Origin of the sequence: Synechococcus sp. Lug-A, from assembly GCF_024345655.1 — a bacterium.
Taxonomy (GTDB): Bacteria; Cyanobacteriota; Cyanobacteriia; order PCC-6307; family Cyanobiaceae; genus MW101C3.
Genome location: NZ_JAGQBN010000010.1, coordinates 74,807 through 89,985, shown reverse-complemented (window position 1 = coordinate 89,985; position 15,179 = coordinate 74,807). Strand labels below are relative to the sequence as shown.

General features: G+C 67.5%; 18 protein-coding genes. 6 read left to right on the top strand and 12 right to left on the bottom strand.

Annotation, left to right across the window (positions count from 1 at the left end):
- Position 1: 1 nt before the first annotated feature.
- The 3 genes from KBY86_RS09120 to KBY86_RS09110 are packed head-to-tail and all read right to left on the bottom strand — an operon-like array spanning position 2 to position 1,719.
- Entirely contained in the window at positions 2 to 577 is a 576-nt protein-coding gene (locus KBY86_RS09120) for an NAD(P)H-quinone oxidoreductase subunit J (protein ID WP_255140910.1), read from the bottom strand.
- Positions 570 to 1,343, bottom strand: coding sequence for an NADH-quinone oxidoreductase subunit NuoB (gene nuoB, locus KBY86_RS09115; RefSeq protein WP_255140909.1), 774 nt, complete (start codon positions 1,341 to 1,343; stop codon positions 570 to 572). Before nuoB ends, KBY86_RS09120 begins: the two co-directional genes overlap by 8 nt.
- A gap of 13 nt (positions 1,344 to 1,356) precedes the next feature.
- Positions 1,357 to 1,719, bottom strand: coding sequence for an NAD(P)H-quinone oxidoreductase subunit 3 (locus KBY86_RS09110; protein ID WP_094514471.1), 363 nt, complete (start codon positions 1,717 to 1,719; stop codon positions 1,357 to 1,359).
- 123 nt (positions 1,720 to 1,842) lie between these two features.
- Here KBY86_RS09110 and KBY86_RS09105 point away from each other — a divergent pair, with 123 nt between their 5' ends.
- The 6 genes from KBY86_RS09105 to KBY86_RS09080 all read left to right on the top strand — a co-directional run bounded on the left by KBY86_RS09105 (position 1,843) and on the right by KBY86_RS09080 (position 4,127).
- Positions 1,843 to 2,289: a rubredoxin gene (locus KBY86_RS09105; protein WP_094514468.1), complete on the top strand. Its 447-nt coding sequence runs from the start codon at positions 1,843 to 1,845 to the stop codon at positions 2,287 to 2,289.
- Between the two features lie 5 nt (positions 2,290 to 2,294).
- On the top strand, positions 2,295 to 3,290 hold the full coding sequence (locus KBY86_RS09100) for a photosynthesis system II assembly factor Ycf48 (RefSeq protein WP_094514610.1): 996 nt from the start codon (positions 2,295 to 2,297) through the stop codon (positions 3,288 to 3,290).
- Positions 3,291 to 3,392: 102 nt separating this feature from the next.
- Complete coding sequence (gene psbE, locus KBY86_RS09095; protein WP_094514466.1) at positions 3,393 to 3,641, top strand: cytochrome b559 subunit alpha; 249 nt, start codon at positions 3,393 to 3,395, stop codon at positions 3,639 to 3,641.
- Between the two features lie 4 nt (positions 3,642 to 3,645).
- The gene (gene psbF, locus KBY86_RS09090) at positions 3,646 to 3,783 is read left to right on the top strand and encodes a cytochrome b559 subunit beta (protein ID WP_094514464.1); all 138 of its coding nucleotides are present in this window, start codon (positions 3,646 to 3,648) and stop codon (positions 3,781 to 3,783) included.
- An 8-nt stretch (positions 3,784 to 3,791) separates the two neighbouring features.
- Entirely contained in the window at positions 3,792 to 3,911 is a 120-nt protein-coding gene (locus tag KBY86_RS09085; protein ID WP_006173008.1) for a photosystem II reaction center protein L, read from the top strand.
- 15 nt (positions 3,912 to 3,926) lie between these two features.
- Positions 3,927 to 4,127, top strand: a complete 201-nt coding sequence (locus KBY86_RS09080; RefSeq protein WP_094514462.1) for a photosystem II reaction center protein J — start codon at positions 3,927 to 3,929, stop codon at positions 4,125 to 4,127.
- A gap of 101 nt (positions 4,128 to 4,228) precedes the next feature.
- Here KBY86_RS09080 and KBY86_RS09075 read toward each other — a convergent pair whose 3' ends face one another.
- From KBY86_RS09075 to aspS, 9 genes are all read right to left on the bottom strand, one after another.
- Positions 4,229 to 5,263 carry an NAD-dependent epimerase gene (locus tag KBY86_RS09075; protein WP_255100315.1) on the bottom strand — a complete coding sequence of 345 codons (1,035 nt, stop codon included), beginning with the start codon at positions 5,261 to 5,263 and terminating at the stop codon, positions 4,229 to 4,231.
- Positions 5,264 to 5,266: 3 nt separating this feature from the next.
- A complete protein-coding gene (gene galE, locus KBY86_RS09070; RefSeq protein ID WP_255140908.1) occupies positions 5,267 to 6,310 on the bottom strand; it encodes a UDP-glucose 4-epimerase GalE in 1,044 nt (347 codons plus the stop codon).
- Positions 6,307 to 7,230 carry a UDP-glucuronic acid decarboxylase family protein gene (locus KBY86_RS09065; RefSeq protein ID WP_399221329.1) on the bottom strand — a complete coding sequence of 308 codons (924 nt, stop codon included), beginning with the start codon at positions 7,228 to 7,230 and terminating at the stop codon, positions 6,307 to 6,309. The genes galE and KBY86_RS09065 overlap by 4 nt, the downstream gene beginning before the upstream one ends.
- A gap of 33 nt (positions 7,231 to 7,263) precedes the next feature.
- Positions 7,264 to 8,640: a nucleotide sugar dehydrogenase gene (locus KBY86_RS09060; RefSeq protein ID WP_399221347.1), complete on the bottom strand. Its 1,377-nt coding sequence runs from the start codon at positions 8,638 to 8,640 to the stop codon at positions 7,264 to 7,266.
- Positions 8,641 to 8,867: 227 nt separating this feature from the next.
- Entirely contained in the window at positions 8,868 to 10,133 is a 1,266-nt protein-coding gene (gene hisS / locus KBY86_RS09055; protein WP_255140936.1) for a histidine--tRNA ligase, read from the bottom strand.
- A 40-nt stretch (positions 10,134 to 10,173) separates the two neighbouring features.
- Positions 10,174 to 10,818 carry a 7-carboxy-7-deazaguanine synthase QueE gene (locus KBY86_RS09050; protein ID WP_255140935.1) on the bottom strand — a complete coding sequence of 215 codons (645 nt, stop codon included), beginning with the start codon at positions 10,816 to 10,818 and terminating at the stop codon, positions 10,174 to 10,176.
- Positions 10,819 to 10,866: 48 nt separating this feature from the next.
- Entirely contained in the window at positions 10,867 to 12,564 is a 1,698-nt protein-coding gene (locus KBY86_RS09045) for a CTP synthase (RefSeq protein ID WP_255100319.1), read from the bottom strand.
- A gap of 118 nt (positions 12,565 to 12,682) precedes the next feature.
- The gene (locus KBY86_RS09040) at positions 12,683 to 13,168 is read right to left on the bottom strand and encodes a Dps family protein (RefSeq protein WP_094514450.1); all 486 of its coding nucleotides are present in this window, start codon (positions 13,166 to 13,168) and stop codon (positions 12,683 to 12,685) included.
- A gap of 103 nt (positions 13,169 to 13,271) precedes the next feature.
- Entirely contained in the window at positions 13,272 to 15,095 is a 1,824-nt protein-coding gene (gene aspS, locus KBY86_RS09035; protein WP_255140906.1) for an aspartate--tRNA ligase, read from the bottom strand.
- Positions 15,096 to 15,179: the final 84 nt, after the last annotated feature.

The window sequence follows — 15,179 nt, the reverse complement described above, 5'->3', positions numbered from 1 at the left end:
TTCAGTAAGCGTCCTGCATCTCGTAGAAGTCCGGCTGCACGTAGTCCTTGCGCAGCGGGAAGCCCTTCCAGTCTTCGGGCATCAGCAGCCGCTTGGGATGGGGATGGCCTTCGAACACGATGCCGTACATGTCGTAGGTTTCGCGCTCCTGCCAGTCGGCACCGCGGAAGAGGCGGTAGAGGCTGGGAATGGTGAGGTCGCCGTCGCGGGCGAGGAACACCTTGACCCGCACTTCCTGCGGCTTGCTGTCAGGGGCGGGGCAGGGATCGGCGCCAGCGCCGAGTTTCACCAGGTGATAGAAGCTCACCAGCCGGGCGCCCGGACCTTCGTCATAGCCGCCCTGGCACTGGAGGTAATCGAAGCCATAGGCCTTGAGCGCCGCGGCCACCGCCGGCAGGAACAGGGGCTCCACGGCCAGCATTTCAATGCCGCAGTGATCAGACTCCAGCGGCTGGTGGTCGAAGCCCTGCTGGCTGAGCCACTGGCTCACCGGGCCGATCACCGGTGCGGCGAGGGTGGTGGCGGAGTCGCTGGCGCCGGATGGGGCGCCAGCGGGGGCGGGGGTGGGATCAGGCATCGCTGGAGGCGCTGGCTGTGGGGATCGGTTCGGCCGCAACAGCCTCGGATGGAGTGGAGGTGTCGAGGGGGAGAGCGGTGGGATCGGCGAGAGCGGCCACCTGGGTTTCGGCCTTGAGATAGGCCCCGGTGACGATCGGCGCCACCGCTTTCATGGCGTGGCCGATGGTGAGGTAGCGGTGGGTGGGGAGGTTGTTGCCCCGCTCGGCCAGAGCTTCGTTGCCCACCTTCTTGCGCAGCTTGATCACGGCATCGAAGATCGCCTCGGGCCGGGGCGGGCAGCCGGGGATGTAGAGGTCCACCGGAATCAGCTTGTCGACGCCGCGCACTGCCGTGGTGGAGTCGGCGCTGAACATGCCGCCGGTGATCGTGCAGGCGCCCATGGCGATCACGTACTTGGGCTCGGGCATCTGCTCATAGAGCCGCACCAGGGCCGGGGCCATCTTCATGGTCACGGTGCCGGCCGTGATCAGCAGATCAGCCTGGCGGGGGCTGGAGCGGGGCACCAGACCGAAGCGGTCGAAGTCGAAGCGGGAGCCGAGCAGTGCCGCGAACTCGATGAAGCAGCAGGCCGTGCCGTAGAGCAGGGGCCAGAGGCTGCTGAGCCGTGCCCAGTTGTGCAGGTCGTCGAGGCTGGTGAGGATCACGTTCTCGGAAAGGTCCGAGGTGATCTGCGGAGCACCGACCGGGTTGCAACTGGACGCCCGCAGATCGCGCAGGGCGTCGATCGAAGGGGTGCTGGAGGCGGAGGTGGGAGTGAGGGTCATGGTGGAAAGGGCGTCAGCTCCACTCGAGGGCGCCCTTGCGCCAGGCGTAGGCGAGGGCAACCACCAGGATGGTGATGAAGATCAGGGCCTCGATGAAGGCGAGCAGGCCGAGCCGGCTGAACGCCACGGCCCAGGGGTACAGAAACACCGTTTCCACGTCGAAGATCACGAAGACCAACGCGAACATGTAATAACGGATGTTGAACTGAATCCAGGCACCGCCGATCGGCTCCATGCCGGATTCATAGGTGAGTCGGCGTTCGCCGTCACGCGATTTCGGCGACACCAGTTTGTTGGTGACCAGGGCCAGGACCGGAACCGCTGCTGAGATCAGCAGAAAGCCCAGGAAGGCGTCGTAGCCAGGTAAGACGAACATCGCGAGGCTGAACCCGGCGCAGAGTCTGGCATCCGCGCCCGTCAAACGGTCGCTGCCGCCAAAGGTGCTGCCGCGACAAGGGCCTGGATAGAGTTTCTTTTCACGGCAGCGGGGCCCAACGCCATGGTCAATGGCCAGGACACTGATCAGGACGTTGGACCAGATCAGGACGTTGGACCAGCCGCTGCGCAGGACGCGCCGCCAGCCGGCGACCAGCCGGTGGGCGAGGCGGCGCCCGAGAGCGCCGGCACCGATCCCGACACCCACCGGTTCGAGTGCCGCAGCTGCGGATTCGTCTACGACCCGGGCGAGGGGGTGCGCAAGCTGGCGATTCCCGCCGGCACGCCCTTCAGCAGCCTTGATCCGGTGGGCTTCCGCTGTCCGGTCTGCCGCAGCCGGGTGGGGGCCTTCAAGGACATCGGCCCCCGCAACAAGCCGAGCGGCTTCGAGGAGAACCTCAGCTACGGCTTCGGGGTGAACACCCTCACCCCCGGCCAGAAAAACGTGCTCATCTTCGGCGGCTTCGCCCTGGCCTTCGCCTTCTTCCTGTCCCTCTATTCCCTGCGTTGACCCCCGTGAAGCGCCTGTTCTCTCCCCTGCTGGCCGTGCTGATCACGCTCGGCCTCAGCTTCGGCCTCGGCGGCTGCGTCACCACCGGCCTGCCCGTGGCCGCCACCAGCCCCTGGCAGCCCGTGGCGCTGTCCACCAGCGCCAACCCTCTCGATGTGGCCTTCACCGATGCCAAGCACGGCTTCCTGGTGGGCAGCAACCGCCTGATCCTCGAAACCGACAACGGCGGGGCCAGCTGGGAGGAGCGCTCCCTTGATCTGCCCGATGGGGAGAACTTCCGTCTGATCAGCATCGACTTCAGCGGAGCCGAGGGCTGGATCGTGGGCCAACCGGGCCTGCTGTTGCATACCGCTGATGCCGGCAGGAGCTGGGAACGCCTGCTGCTCGACACCAAGCTGCCTGGCGATCCCTATACCGTCACCGCCACCGGTCGGGGCAGTGCGGAGCTGGCCACCACCGTGGGGGCGATCTACAGCACCGGCGATGCGGGCGTCACCTGGCAGGCGGAAGTGAGCGATGCGGCCGGCGCCGTGCGCGACCTGCGCCGCTCCTCCGACGGCCGCTACGTGAGCGTGTCCAGCCTCGGCAACTTCTTCGCCACCTGGGAGCCGGGCCAGGCGGTCTGGCAGCCCCACCAGCGGGTGAGCAGCCAGCGCCTTCAGAGCATGGGCTTCCAACCCGACGGCCACCTCTGGATGGTCACCCGGGGCGCCCAGCTGCGCTTCAACGACGATGCCACCGATCCGGAGGCCTGGAGCAAGCCGGTGATCCCGATCACGAACGGCTTCGGCTACCTCGACATGGCCTGGGGGCCGAATGGTGACGTGTGGACCGGCGGCGGCAGCGGCACCCTGCTGGTAAGCCACGACGGCGGCAGCCACTGGGAGCGCGATCCGGTGGGCGCCGTCCAGCCCACGAACTTCACCCGGATCAGCTTCACCAGCGACGGCAAGGGCTTCGTGCTGGGCGAACGGGGCAACCTGCTGCGCTGGGTGGGCTAGGGCCAGCCGGCCCAACTGCATCCCTGTGTAACCAACCGCCGCTCCGCCTCTCGCCGGTCACAGCCCGACCCTTAAGATTCCGTAGCTGATTTGCCCGCTGCTATGGCTGCCGGCTCCACCGGGGAACGCCCGTTCTTCGAGATCATTACGAGCATCCGCTACTGGGTCATCCACGCCGTCACCTTGCCGGCGATCTTCCTGGCCGGATTCCTCTTCGTCTCCACTGGCTTGGCGTACGACGCCTTCGGAACGCCTCGCCCCGATGCCTACTTCCAACCCCAGGAAGCCAAGGCACCGGTGGTGAGCCAGCGTTACGAGGGCAAGAGCCAGCTTGACCTGCGCCTCAAGTAACGCCATGACCCAGTCTTCTGTCTCCACCACGCCACGCAACTACCCCATCTTCACGGTGCGGTGGTTGTCGGTTCATGCGCTGGGCATCCCCACGGTTTTCTTCCTGGGAGCCCTGGCGGCCATGCAATTCGTCCGCCGCTGATTTCCGCCATGCAGCGCAATCCCAACCCGAACAATCTGCCGGTCGAACTCAACCGCACCAGCCTTTATCTGGGCCTGCTGTTTGTGTTCGTCATCGGCGTTCTGTTCACCAGCTACTTCTTCAACTGATCGGGAGATTCAGCCATGAGCGGCAAGAAATCCGCACTACCTGACGGTCGCATTCCCGATCGCCTGCCTGACGGCCGACCGGCCGTGGCCTGGAAGAGCCGCTGGACCGAAGGGGTTCTTCCCCTCTGGTTGGTGGCCACCGCCGGCGGTATCGCCGTGATCTTCGTGGTCGGCCTGTTCTTCTACGGCTCCTATGTGGGTGTGGGTTCGGCCTGATTCCCCCTGCTCGGCTTCAAGCTTCGCGGGCCCGAGGGCCCGCTTTTTTTGTTCTGCTTTTCCTTCCTGCGCCTTTCTTTGGGCGGCTCCAGCGGAACCGCTCAGGCCTGGTAGTAGCTGCGGTACCAGTGGGCGAAGCGGGCCACACCCTCTGTGATCGGGGTGTGGGGCGCAAAGCCCACCCAAGCCTCGAGGGCGGCGGTGTCAGCAGCGGTGGCCTCCACGTCTCCAGGCTGCATCGGCTCCAGGCTCTGGATCGCCGGGGTGCCGAGTGCCGCCTCCATCACCCCGATGAACTCGAGCAGAGGCGTGGGCTGGCTGTTGCCGATGTTGAACACCCGGTGGGGCACCGCCGCGGTGGCGGGATTGGGGGCCAGTGGGTCGAAGAGCGGATCGGCGGTGGCCGGTTTATCGAGGCAGCGCACCACCCCCTCAACGATGTCGTCGATGTAGGTGAAATCCCGCTGCATGCGGCCGTGGTTGAACACCCGGATCGGCTCGCCGGCCAGGATGGCGCGGGCGAACAGCATCGGGGCCATGTCCGGCCGGCCCCAGGGGCCGTAGACGGTGAAAAAGCGCAGACCAGTGGCGGGCAGCCCATAGAGGTGGCTGTAGGTGTGCGCCATGAGCTCGTTGGCCTTCTTGGTGGCCGCGTACAGGCTCACCGGATGGTTGACCGCGTCCTGCTCGCCGAAGGGCATGCGGCGGTTGCCGCCATACACGGAGCTGCTGGAGGCATACACAAGGTGGCCGGCGCCGTGATGGCGGCACCCCTCCAGGATGTGGCCGAACCCCACGAGGTTGCTCTGGATGTAGGCGGCGGGGTTCTCCAGCGAGTAGCGCACCCCCGCCTGGGCGGCCAGATGCACCACCCGTGCGGGGCGCTCGGCCGCGAACAGCGCCGCCATGGCCTCCCCATTCTCCAGATCCAGGCGGTGAAACCGGAAGCCATCGCTGCGCTCAAGCCGGGCCAGCCGTGCCTGCTTGAGGGCCGGGTCGTAGTAGCTGTTGAGGTTGTCGAGGCCGATCACCCGTTCGCCACGGGCCAGCAGGCGCTCGCAGAGCGCCGCCCCGATGAACCCGGCAGCGCCAGTCACGAGGATGGGTCCAGCTGGAGGCAACACGGGTGACGCCATGGTTCAGGGGGTGGTTCCGGTGCGCTGGTGCCACGCCCAGGCGTGGGCGATGATCTCGCGCAGGTCCGGGTAACGGGGCTCCCAGCCCAGCACCTGCCGGGCCTTCTGCGCGCTGGCCACCAGGGTCGGCGGATCGCCAGGCCGGCGCGGCGCCACCACGGCGGTGAGCGGGCGTTGCGTGACCTCCTGGGCCGCGGTAAGCACCTCCTGGACCGAAAAGGCCGTGCCCGTGCCGAGGTTGAAGATCAACGGCTCAACCGGCTGGTGCGCCCCGCCGGCCAGAAGATGCTCAAGGCCCAGCACATGGGCGTCGGCCAGATCACTGACGTGGATGTAATCCCGCAGGCAGGTGCCATCGGGGGTGGGGTAATCGGTGCCGAAGATCTTGATGCTCTCGCGCCGGCCGGAAATCGCATCGAGCACCAGCGGGATCAGGTGGGTTTCGGGGTCGTGGTCTTCGCCGAGGTCACCGTGCGGATCAGCGCCGGCCGCATTGAAATAGCGGAAGATCACGCTGGGCAGCCCATAGGCGGCCGCGAAATCTGCCAGCATCTGCTCCACCATCCACTTGCTGCGTCCATAGGAATTGATCGGCCGCTGGGGGGTGTCCTCCGTGATCGGCACCGTCTCCGGGCTGCCATACGTTGCGCAGGTGGAGGAGAACACGATCGGAATGGCGGGCCCTTGGCCGGTGCGCACCGGCTCCACGAGCGCTTCGAGCAAGGTGAGGGTGTCGCCGAGATTGTTGCGGTAGTACTTGGCAGGATCCAGAACCGATTCGCCCACATAGGCATAGGCGGCGAAATGCAGCACAGCACGCACTGGCACACCGCCGCAGGCGGGATGGCGGCCGCTGAGCAAAGCCTCAATCAAGGCACGATCACCCACCTGGCCCTGCACCAGCGGCACTCGCAGCACCTCTTCCACGATGGAACGGTGCCCATACACGAGGTTGTCGAGCACCACAGGCCGGTGGCCCGCCTGCTGCAGGGCACGCACCGTATGGCTGCCGATGTAGCCAGCCCCTCCAGTCACAAGCAGGGTCATGAATCGAGCCCCAGGCTGCGGCGAAAGTAGGCGATCGTGGGGTCCAACCCCTCTTCCAAGGACACCTTGGGTTCCCAGCCCAGTTCGCGGCGGGCCAGGTCGATCACCGGTTGGCGTTGGAGCGGGTCATCCTGCGGCAGCGGCAGATAGACAAAGGGCAGCGATGGGTTGATGCGAGCGCGCACCAGATCAGCCAGCTGGCGGATGGTGAATTCACCTGGATTGCCGATGTTGATCGGTCCATTATGGTTCGCGTTCATTAAGCGAATCAATCCTTCCACAAGATCATCGACATAGCAGAAGCTGCGGGTCTGGCTTCCGTCGCCGTACAGGGTAAGGGGTTGACCGCGCAAGGCCTGGACCACGAAGTTACTCACCACACGGCCATCATCAGAAAACATGCGCGGTCCGTAGGTGTTGAAGATGCGCGCCACGCGAATCTCCGTGCCATGCATTCGGTGGTAATCGAAGCAGAGCGCCTCGGCAATGCGCTTGCCTTCGTCGTAACAGGAGCGAATGCCGGTGGTGTTCACGCAACCGCGATAACTCTCGGGCTGTGGATGCACTTCCGGATCGCCATACACCTCGCTGGTGCTGGCCATCAGCAAGCGGGCTCCGACCCGGCGGGCCAGACCCAGCATGTTGTAGGTGCCGAGAAAACTCGTCTTGGCGGTCTTGATCGGGTTGGCCTGGTAGTACCGCGGCGAAGCGGGGCAAGCCAGGTGCCAGATCCGGTCGACCTCCAGCAGGATCGGCTCGGTCACGTCATGGCGAATCAGCTCGAAGCTGGGATGCCCGATCCAGCGGGCGACGTTGACCTTGGTGCCAGTGAAGTAGTTGTCGAGGCAGATCACCTCCTCGCCAGCTTCCATCAACCGGTCCACCAGGGTGGAACCGAGAAAGCCGGCGCCACCGGTCACCAGGTTGCGCCTTGAAGCCACAGGTGCCGTCACTCAGCCCTTGCCCACGGACCACACTTGCAGACCAGCCTGTCGTGCCGCTGCGGTGTCGGTGATGTCACGCACGTCGAACAGCCAGGCCGGCCGTCGCATTGCGGCGGCGATCGCCGGCCAGTCAAGCGTGCGGTAAGCGCCCCATTCGGTGAGCACGATCACCGCATCGGCGCCCGTCACGGCCTCGAGTGGGGTTTCCCCCCGCTGCCACTTGCCGTCATCGGCAAAGCCACGCTCGCAGGCATCGGGTGGGCGGCCCAGATCGGCGCTGATCTGGGTGGTGGCCACCTTGGGGTCGTGAATCACCAGGTGAGCCCCTTCCTCAAGCAGACCACGGCAGATCGCAATGGCCGGTGACTCGCGGGTGTCGTTGGTGTCGGCCTTGAAGGCGAAACCCAGCACCGCCAGGCGCTTGCCGCTCACGGTGCCGAACAGCCGGCTCACCACAAGTCGGGCAATGCGCTGCTGCTGCCAGCTGTTGAAAACCACCACCTGCTCCCAGTAGCTGGCAGCGTCGTCGAGGCCGTAATGGCGGCAGAGGTAGACGAGGTTGAGAATGTCCTTCTGGAAGCAACTGCCGCCGAAGCCGGGGCCCGCGGCGAGAAACTTCATGCCGATGCGCGAGTCGCTGCCGATTGCCCGCGCCACTTCGGTGATGTCAGCGCCAGTGGCCTCGCACAGCGCACCCACGGCGTTGATCGAAGAGATGCGCTGGGCCAGGAAGGCGTTGGCGGTGAGCTTGGAGAGCTCGCTGCTCCACAGGTTGGTGTGCAGGATGCGCTCCGGGTCCACCCAATGGCCATAGATGGCCGACAGCGCGGCGATCGCCGCAGGGTCTTCGCCACCGATCAGCACCCGGTCGGGATGCTCAAGATCGCGAATGGCGGTGCCCTCTGCCAGGAATTCCGGATTGGAGAGCACCGAGAAGGTTTTCGCCTCCACGCCGGACTCGCCGCCCGGACTGGCACCGCCGGCCAGGCTCTGGGATCCCATCAGGATCTGCTTGATCGTTTCGGCCGTGCGCACCGGCAGGGTGCTTTTCTCCACCACGATCGTGTGGCCCGTGGCCTGCGCCGCCACCTGGCGGGCCGAAGCTTCGATCCAGCGCAGGTCGGAGGCCTGCCCCGCTCCCAGACCGCGGGTCTTGGTGGGGGTGTTCACCGAGAGGAACACCATGTCGGCGCTGGCGATGGCGTCATCCACCTCGGTGGTGAAGTGCAGATTGCGACCGCGGCAGCGGCCCACCACCTCCGCCAGTCCCGGCTCATAGACCGGCAGGTTGGCGAGATCCGGGTCGTTCCAGGCGGCGATCCTGGCGGCGTTGAGGTCCACCAGGGTGACCTGGAGGTGCGGGCAGCGATCGGCAATCACCGCCATCGTCGGCCCGCCGACATAGCCGGCACCGATGCAGCAGATGGAGCGAACCTCGGGCGGATGCACTACGTCCAACGGCTCACCCTGAATCCATTCATCCTGTTCCGGAAATTATCCCCGCTGGCCGGGCCTCTTGCCGTTGCGGAGTCAACTTGCTGATCCGGTCGCTCTGGTGTTCAGGTCGACGGGGTGATCCGGGCCGGCGGGCACTGGTGAACCGGCTGATCCAGTCAGCCGGCGGATCCGGCGAGCTGGGCAAGAACGGCCGACGGGCTGAGCCGCTGCTCGGCGCCGCCGCCCAGCAGATTCTTGAGCAGCACCAGGCCCTGTTCCGCTTCGCTCTCGCCGATCACCACCGCCCAGGGGGCGCCGGAGCGGTCGGCGCGCTTGAGCTGGCGCGCGAAGGCGGCACCGGAGAGATCCAGCTCCGCCGCCTGGCCCCGGCGCCGCAGCTGCGTGGCGAGATCGAGCGCCATCGCTTCCGCCAGGGGCCCGCGGCTCACCACGTACACCGCCGGCACCGGCGCCGCGGCGCCGGTCGCACCGGCACGCTCCAGCAGCACGACCAGCCGCTCCATGCCGATCGCCCAGCCGATCGCCGCTGTGGCCGGCCCGCCCAGCTGCTCCACCAGCCCGTCGTAGCGGCCGCCGCCACAGACGGTGGCCTGGGCACCCAGCTGATCGCTGGTGATCTCGAACGCCGTGTGGGCGTAGTAGTCGAGCCCGCGCACCAGGCGGGGGTTGAGCTGGTAAGGAATCGCGAGGCGATCGAGCAGCTCGCGCACCTGCTCGAAGCGCTGGCGGCTCGCCGCGCTGAGGTGGTCGATCAGCAGCGGCGCGTCCGCCAGGACGGCCTGGGTGGCCGGGTTCTTGCTGTCGAGGATGCGCAGCGGGTTGGTGGCGATGCGCTCGCACGCCTCCGGGTCGAGCTGCTCGCGCCGCTGCTCCAGCCAGCCCACCAGCGCCTGCCGGTACGCCGCCCGGTCGCTGGCATCGCCCAGGGAGTTGAGCTCCAGCGCCAGGCCGTTGACGCCCAGGGCGGTGAGCAGATCCCAGGCGATCGCGATCGCTTCGGCATCGCTACGGGGATCGGCAGCACCGAGAAACTCCAGGCCGATCTGGTGGAACTGGCGCTGACGCCCGGCCTGGGGCCGTTCGTAGCGGAACATCGGGCCGCCGTACCAGAGCCGCTGCGGGCCCTGGCTGAGCAGGCCGTGCTCCAGCACCGCCCGCACCACCGAGGCGGTGCCTTCCGGCCGCAGCGTGCAGCGGCGCTGACCCCGGTCTTCGAAGCTGTACATCTCCTTGCCCACCACATCGGTGGCCTCGCCGATGCCCCGGGCAAACAGCTCGGTGACCTCCAGCAGCGGCGTGCGGATCTCACTCAGCCCGGCACGGCGGAAGTGATCGCGGGCCACCGCCTCCACGTGCTGCCAGACCGGCAGCTGCGCCGGCAGCAGATCCACCATGCCGCGCAGGCTCTGCAGTTTCTCCACGCCCATGTCCAGGTCTGGGGACAGTTTGCGGGATCGCCGCTCAGCGCACCCCCAGCCACTTGTGGCTCTGCAGGCTGAGCCGCCAGTCGGGACTGGCGCGCACGAACTCCAAGGCCAGCGCCCGCCCCTGGCTGCTCTGCCAACCGGGTTGCAGCAGCAGCTGGGGCGGAGCCGTGTGCCGCTCCTGCCGGGCCGCCGCGGCCATGGCGGTGGCGAAGGCGAGGTCGGCGGGCTCGTGCACCACAACCTTGAGCTCGTCGCAGCAGCTGAGCAGCTCCTGCAGCGGCGGCCGGTGGCGTTTGGGCGAGAGGGTGATCCAGTCGAAACGGCCGCTGAGGCGATCGACACCGCTGGTTTCCAGATGCAGGGGCAGCGGCGGATCCACGGCGCCGCGCAGCTGGGCGCACAGGGCCGTGAGGTCGTGGTGCAGCGGTTCTCCGCCGGTGATCACCACAAAGGCCGCCCCGGCTGCCGCCGCCGCCGTCAGCTCCGCGGCCAGTGCCGCCAGGGGGCGCAGCGGATGGGCCTGCTGCGGCCAGGAGCCCTTGGTGTCACACCAGGAACAACCCACCGTGCAGCCCGCCAGCCGCAGGAAGAACGCACTGCGACCAGCGTGGCTTCCTTCCCCCTGGATCGAGTGGAAGGTTTCCACCACCGGCAGGGCAGCGGACGCCGGCGGAGTCATGGCCACGGGCAGGGCAAGGCTCAACGGGAAAGGCTCAGGAGAAAAGACTCAAGGGGAAACGGGCAGACCGGCAACTGGGTCGGGCTGGGAACGCTCCAGGGCGGCAAGAGCCGCCTCGCTGGCCGCGGCCTCACTGGCGCTGCCGGCGGCATGGCGCAACTGGGCCGCTTCCACGAGGCCACGGAAGAGCGGATGGGGGCGGCCGGGCCGGGAGAGGAACTCGGGGTGGAACTGGCAGGCGGTGAAGAACGGGTGGCCTTCCAGCTCGATCAGCTCCACGAGGCGGCCATCAGGCGAGGTGCCGCTGATGCGGAAGTTGGAGTCGAGGAACAGGTTGCGGTAGGCGTTGTTGAACTCGTAGCGGTGGCGGTGCCGCTCGTACACCACCGCTTCGCCATAGAGCCGTTCGGCCATGGTGCCGGGCTGCAGGCGGCATGGATAGACGCCGAGGCGCATGGTGCCGCCCAGGTCGACCACGTCCTGCTGTTCGGGCAGCAGGTGGATGACGGGATGGGCTGCATCGGCATCGATCTCGGCGCTGGTGGCCCCTTCCAGGCCCGCCAGGTGGCGCGCCCACTCGATCACGGCGCACTGCATGCCCAGGCACAGCCCGAGGAACGGCACGCGCTGCTCCCGCGCCCAGCGGATCGCCGCCACCTTGCCATCGACGCCGCGGTTACCGAAGCCGCCGGGCACCACCACCGCATCCATGCCCTGCAGCAGCGCATCGGCCCCTTCGGTTTCGATCTGCTCGGCGCTCACCCAGTGCAGATCGAGGGAGGCGTCCTGCTCCAGGCAGGCGTGACGCAGCGCCTCCACCACCGAGAGGTAGGCATCGTTGAGCTGCACATACTTGCCCACCAGGGCCACCTTCACCGGCGGGCCGGGGTTGCGCAGCTTGCGCACCAGCTCCTCCCAGCGGGCCATGTCGCTGCTGTGGTCGTCGAGGCCGAGCACATCGAGCACTTCGCGGCAGAGCCCCTCTCGCTCCATCGCCAGCGGCACCGCGTAGATGCTGTCGGCATCAAGGGCTTCGATCACCGCGTGGGTGGACACACCGCAGAAGCCGCCGATCTTGGCCTTGAGCTCCTCGGTGATCGGCCGGTCGCTGCGGCACACCAGCAGATCGGGCTGGATGCCGATCGAGCGCAGCTCCTTCACCGAGTGCTGGGTGGGCTTGGTCTTGAGTTCGCCGGAGGTACCGATGTAGGGCAGCAGGGTGACGTGCACGTAGGCCAGGTCGTGGCGGCCCACATCCCCGCGGAACTCACGGATGGCCTCCAGGAAGGGCAGCGATTCGATGTCGCCCACGGTGCCGCCGATCTCTGTGATCACCACATCCACGCCGCTGTCGGCGGCCAGCCGGTGGATGCGTTCGCGGATCTCCCGGGTGATGTGCGGAATCACCTGGACGGTGCCGCCTTCGTAGTCGCCGCGGCGCTCCTTGTTGATCACCGCCTGGTAGATGGAGCCGGTGGTCACGCTGTTGAGGCGTGACATGGCGGTGTCGGTGAAGCGCTCGTAGTGGCCCAGGTCAAGGTCGGTCTCAGCGCCGTCCTGGGTGACGAACACTTCGCCGTGCTGGTACGGGCTCATCGTGCCCGGATCCACGTTCAGGTAGGGGTCGAGCTTGAGGATCGAAACGCTGTAGCCACGGGATTTGAGCAGTCGCCCGAGGCTGGCCGCCACGATGCCCTTGCCGATGCTCGACACCACCCCGCCGGTCACGAACACGAACTTCGCCATGGGGGTGGAGCAGGCACTGGCGGACACATCAATCTATCGAGCGTCCTCCGCCCGCACTGAAGCCGCCGCCACCAGGCCCGCTGCGCGGGCAACACGGCCTGCGCCACCACCGCGAGACTCAGCCCTCCAGCAGGCTGCGCAGCATCCACGCGGTTTTCTCGTGGATCTGCAGGCGCTGGGTCAGCAGGTCGGCGGTGGGTTGGTCGTTGGCCTCATCAGCCACGGTGAACACCGAGCGGATCGTGCGAGCCACCGCTTCGTGGCCCTCCACCAGCTCGCGCACCATGGCGAGGGCGGTGGGCACACCTTCGGTTTCGGGGATCGATGAGAGGCCCGCATAGGTAGCGCCGCCGTAGGGGGCCGGGCAACCGAGGGCACGGATCCGCTCGGCGATCAGGTCGAGGGCCGTCCACAACTCCGTGTACTGGTCCATGAACATCAGGTGGAGCGTGTTGAACATCGGCCCGGTGACGTTCCAGTGGAAGCCGTGGGTCTTGGCGTAGAGCACGTAGGAATCGGCCAGCACGTTGCCGAGGCCAGCGGCGATCTGCAGCCGCTGGCTCTCAGGAATGCCGATGTCGATCGGAGGAGCGGTGACGGCCATGGGGGCGTTCGGGGGAGAGGTGGGAATCTCGTTCTAGCCGCGGGGATACGGCCTGCGGCAACAACGCCACAGCCCGTGGGAAACATTGGCGGCCGCTGCGGGCTCAGCCCTCCTCCGCCACCCAGGTGCTGGCCACATGCAGCTCGTCCAGCTGCTTCATGGACACGTCGGCCGGGGCCTGGGTAAGCAGGCAACGGGCCTGCTGCGTCTTGGGGAAGGCGATCGTGTCGCGGATCGACTCCTCACCCGCCAGCAGCATCACCATGCGATCGAGACCGAAGGCGATGCCGCCGTGGGGCGGGGCGCCCATGTCGAGCGCTTCGATCAGGAAGCCGAACTGCCGCTCGGCCTCTTCCAGCGGCAGGCCGATCGTCTGCAGCACCTGTTTCTGCAGGGCGGCGTCGTGGATGCGCAGCGAACCACCCCCCAGTTCCAGGCCGTTGAGCACCAGGTCGTAGGCCTGGGCGCGGGCGGTGGGCAGGGCCGTGGGCCAGCCGGCCGGATCGGCGCCGAGATCGGTGGCATTGGGCGCGCAGAAGGGATGGTGCAGAGCCTCAAGCCGGTTCTCCTCGGCGTTGAACTCGAACATCGGGAAATCCACCACCCAGAGGAAGTTCCAGGCGCCGCCGGCGCCGCTGGCGGGCACCAGACCCAGCTCACGGGCCAGGAACTGGCGCACCCGATCGAGCGCCTTGTTCACTGTGGCGGTGTCGCCGGCACCGAACAGCAGCAGGGTGCCGGGCTCCGCGCCGGTGCGGCGCAGCAGCTCGGCCTTGCCCTCGGCGCTCAGGTTGTCCTTGATGGCGCCGATGCTGTCGATCTCGCCCCCCTCCCGCACGCGGATGAAGGCCAGGCCCCCGGCGCCGGCGGTGGTGGCTTCAGAGAACACGTCGCCGCCGGGCTTGATGCGCACGTTGCTGATCGCGTCGTTGCCGCCGGGGATCGCGATGCATTTCACCGCTCCACCGGCGGCCACGGCGCCGGAGAACACCTTGAAGCCGCTGGTGGCCACGATGTCGCTCACGTTGGTGAGCTCCAGGCCATAGCGGGTGTCGGGCCGGTCGGTGCCGTAGCGGTCCATCGCCTCCTGCCAGGTGAGCCGGGGGAAGGGGCTGGGCAGCTCGATGCCCTTGACGGCGCGCCAGATCGTGGCGATCAGCCGTTCGTTGAGCTGCAGGATCTGCTCCTGCTCCATGAAGCTCATCTCCATGTCCAGCTGGGTGAACTCCGGCTGGCGGTCGGCGCGCAGGTCTTCGTCGCGGAAGCAGCGGGCCACCTGGTAGTAGCGCTCGATGCCACCCACCATCAGCAGCTGCTTGAACAGCTGGGGCGACTGGGGCAGGGCGAACCACTCCCCGCCGCACACCCGGCTCGGCACCAGGTAGTCACGGGCACCCTCAGGGGTGGAGCGTGTGAGCACGGGCGTTTCCACCTCGATGAAGCCCTCGGCCTCGAGGAAGCGGCGGGCCGCCTGGATGGTCTGGGCGCGCAGGCGCAGGTTGCCGTTCATGCGCTCGCGGCGCAGATCCAGATAGCGGTGGCGCAGGCGCAGTTCCTCCCGCACCGGCGTGTCGTCGTGCACCGACACCGGGAAGGGCAGATTGCCCCGCACCTCGTTGAGCACCTCGATCGCGCTGGCCAGCACCTCGACGGCGCCGGTGGCGAGCCGCTCGTTGCGGGAGTCGGCGGGACGATCGCGCACTGTGCCCGACACCTTCAGCACGGTTTCGTTGCGCAGCCGCTCGGCCACGGCGAACGCGGCGGGGGAAAGATCGGGATCCACCGTGATCTGCACGGTGCCGCTGCGGTCGCGCAGATCGATGAAGATCACACCGCCGTGATCACGCCGCCGGTCCACCCAACCGCACAGCGACACGGCCTGGCCCGTGGCATCGCTGCGCAGGTCGCCGCATCCGTGGCTGCGCATGGGGGAAATCGAGGGGAAGGGCGAGTTTCCCACAGGGCCTCAGGCGCCAGGCCCCCAGCGGCTCGCGCGCCAGGGCCCGGGCGG

Bases quoted from the DNA above. Each gene is read 5' to 3' on its own strand.
- KBY86_RS09080 (WP_094514462.1), top strand. From the start codon at position 3,927: ATGAGCGGCAAGAAATCCGCACTACCTGACGGTCGCATTCCCGATCGC.
- KBY86_RS09060 (WP_399221347.1), bottom strand. From the start codon at position 8,640: ATGGCGGTGATTGCCGATCGCTGCCCGCACCTCCAGGTCACCCTGGTG.
- KBY86_RS09045 (WP_255100319.1), bottom strand. From the start codon at position 12,564: ATGGCGAAGTTCGTGTTCGTGACCGGCGGGGTGGTGTCGAGCATCGGC.
- psbF (WP_094514464.1), top strand. From the start codon at position 3,646: ATGACCCAGTCTTCTGTCTCCACCACGCCACGCAACTACCCCATCTTC.
- KBY86_RS09105 (WP_094514468.1), top strand. From the start codon at position 1,843: ATGGTCAATGGCCAGGACACTGATCAGGACGTTGGACCAGATCAGGAC.
- galE (WP_255140908.1), bottom strand. From the start codon at position 6,310: ATGACCCTGCTTGTGACTGGAGGGGCTGGCTACATCGGCAGCCATACG.
- KBY86_RS09110 (WP_094514471.1), bottom strand. From the start codon at position 1,719: ATGTTCGTCTTACCTGGCTACGACGCCTTCCTGGGCTTTCTGCTGATC.
- KBY86_RS09085 (WP_006173008.1), top strand. From the start codon at position 3,792: ATGCAGCGCAATCCCAACCCGAACAATCTGCCGGTCGAACTCAACCGC.
- nuoB (WP_255140909.1), bottom strand. From the start codon at position 1,343: ATGACCCTCACTCCCACCTCCGCCTCCAGCACCCCTTCGATCGACGCC.
- KBY86_RS09120 (WP_255140910.1), bottom strand. From the start codon at position 577: ATGCCTGATCCCACCCCCGCCCCCGCTGGCGCCCCATCCGGCGCCAGC.
- KBY86_RS09050 (WP_255140935.1), bottom strand. From the start codon at position 10,818: ATGACTCCGCCGGCGTCCGCTGCCCTGCCGGTGGTGGAAACCTTCCAC.
- psbE (WP_094514466.1), top strand. From the start codon at position 3,393: ATGGCTGCCGGCTCCACCGGGGAACGCCCGTTCTTCGAGATCATTACG.
- KBY86_RS09075 (WP_255100315.1), bottom strand. From the start codon at position 5,263: ATGGCGTCACCCGTGTTGCCTCCAGCTGGACCCATCCTCGTGACTGGC.
- KBY86_RS09040 (WP_094514450.1), bottom strand. From the start codon at position 13,168: ATGGCCGTCACCGCTCCTCCGATCGACATCGGCATTCCTGAGAGCCAG.
- aspS (WP_255140906.1), bottom strand. From the start codon at position 15,095: ATGCGCAGCCACGGATGCGGCGACCTGCGCAGCGATGCCACGGGCCAG.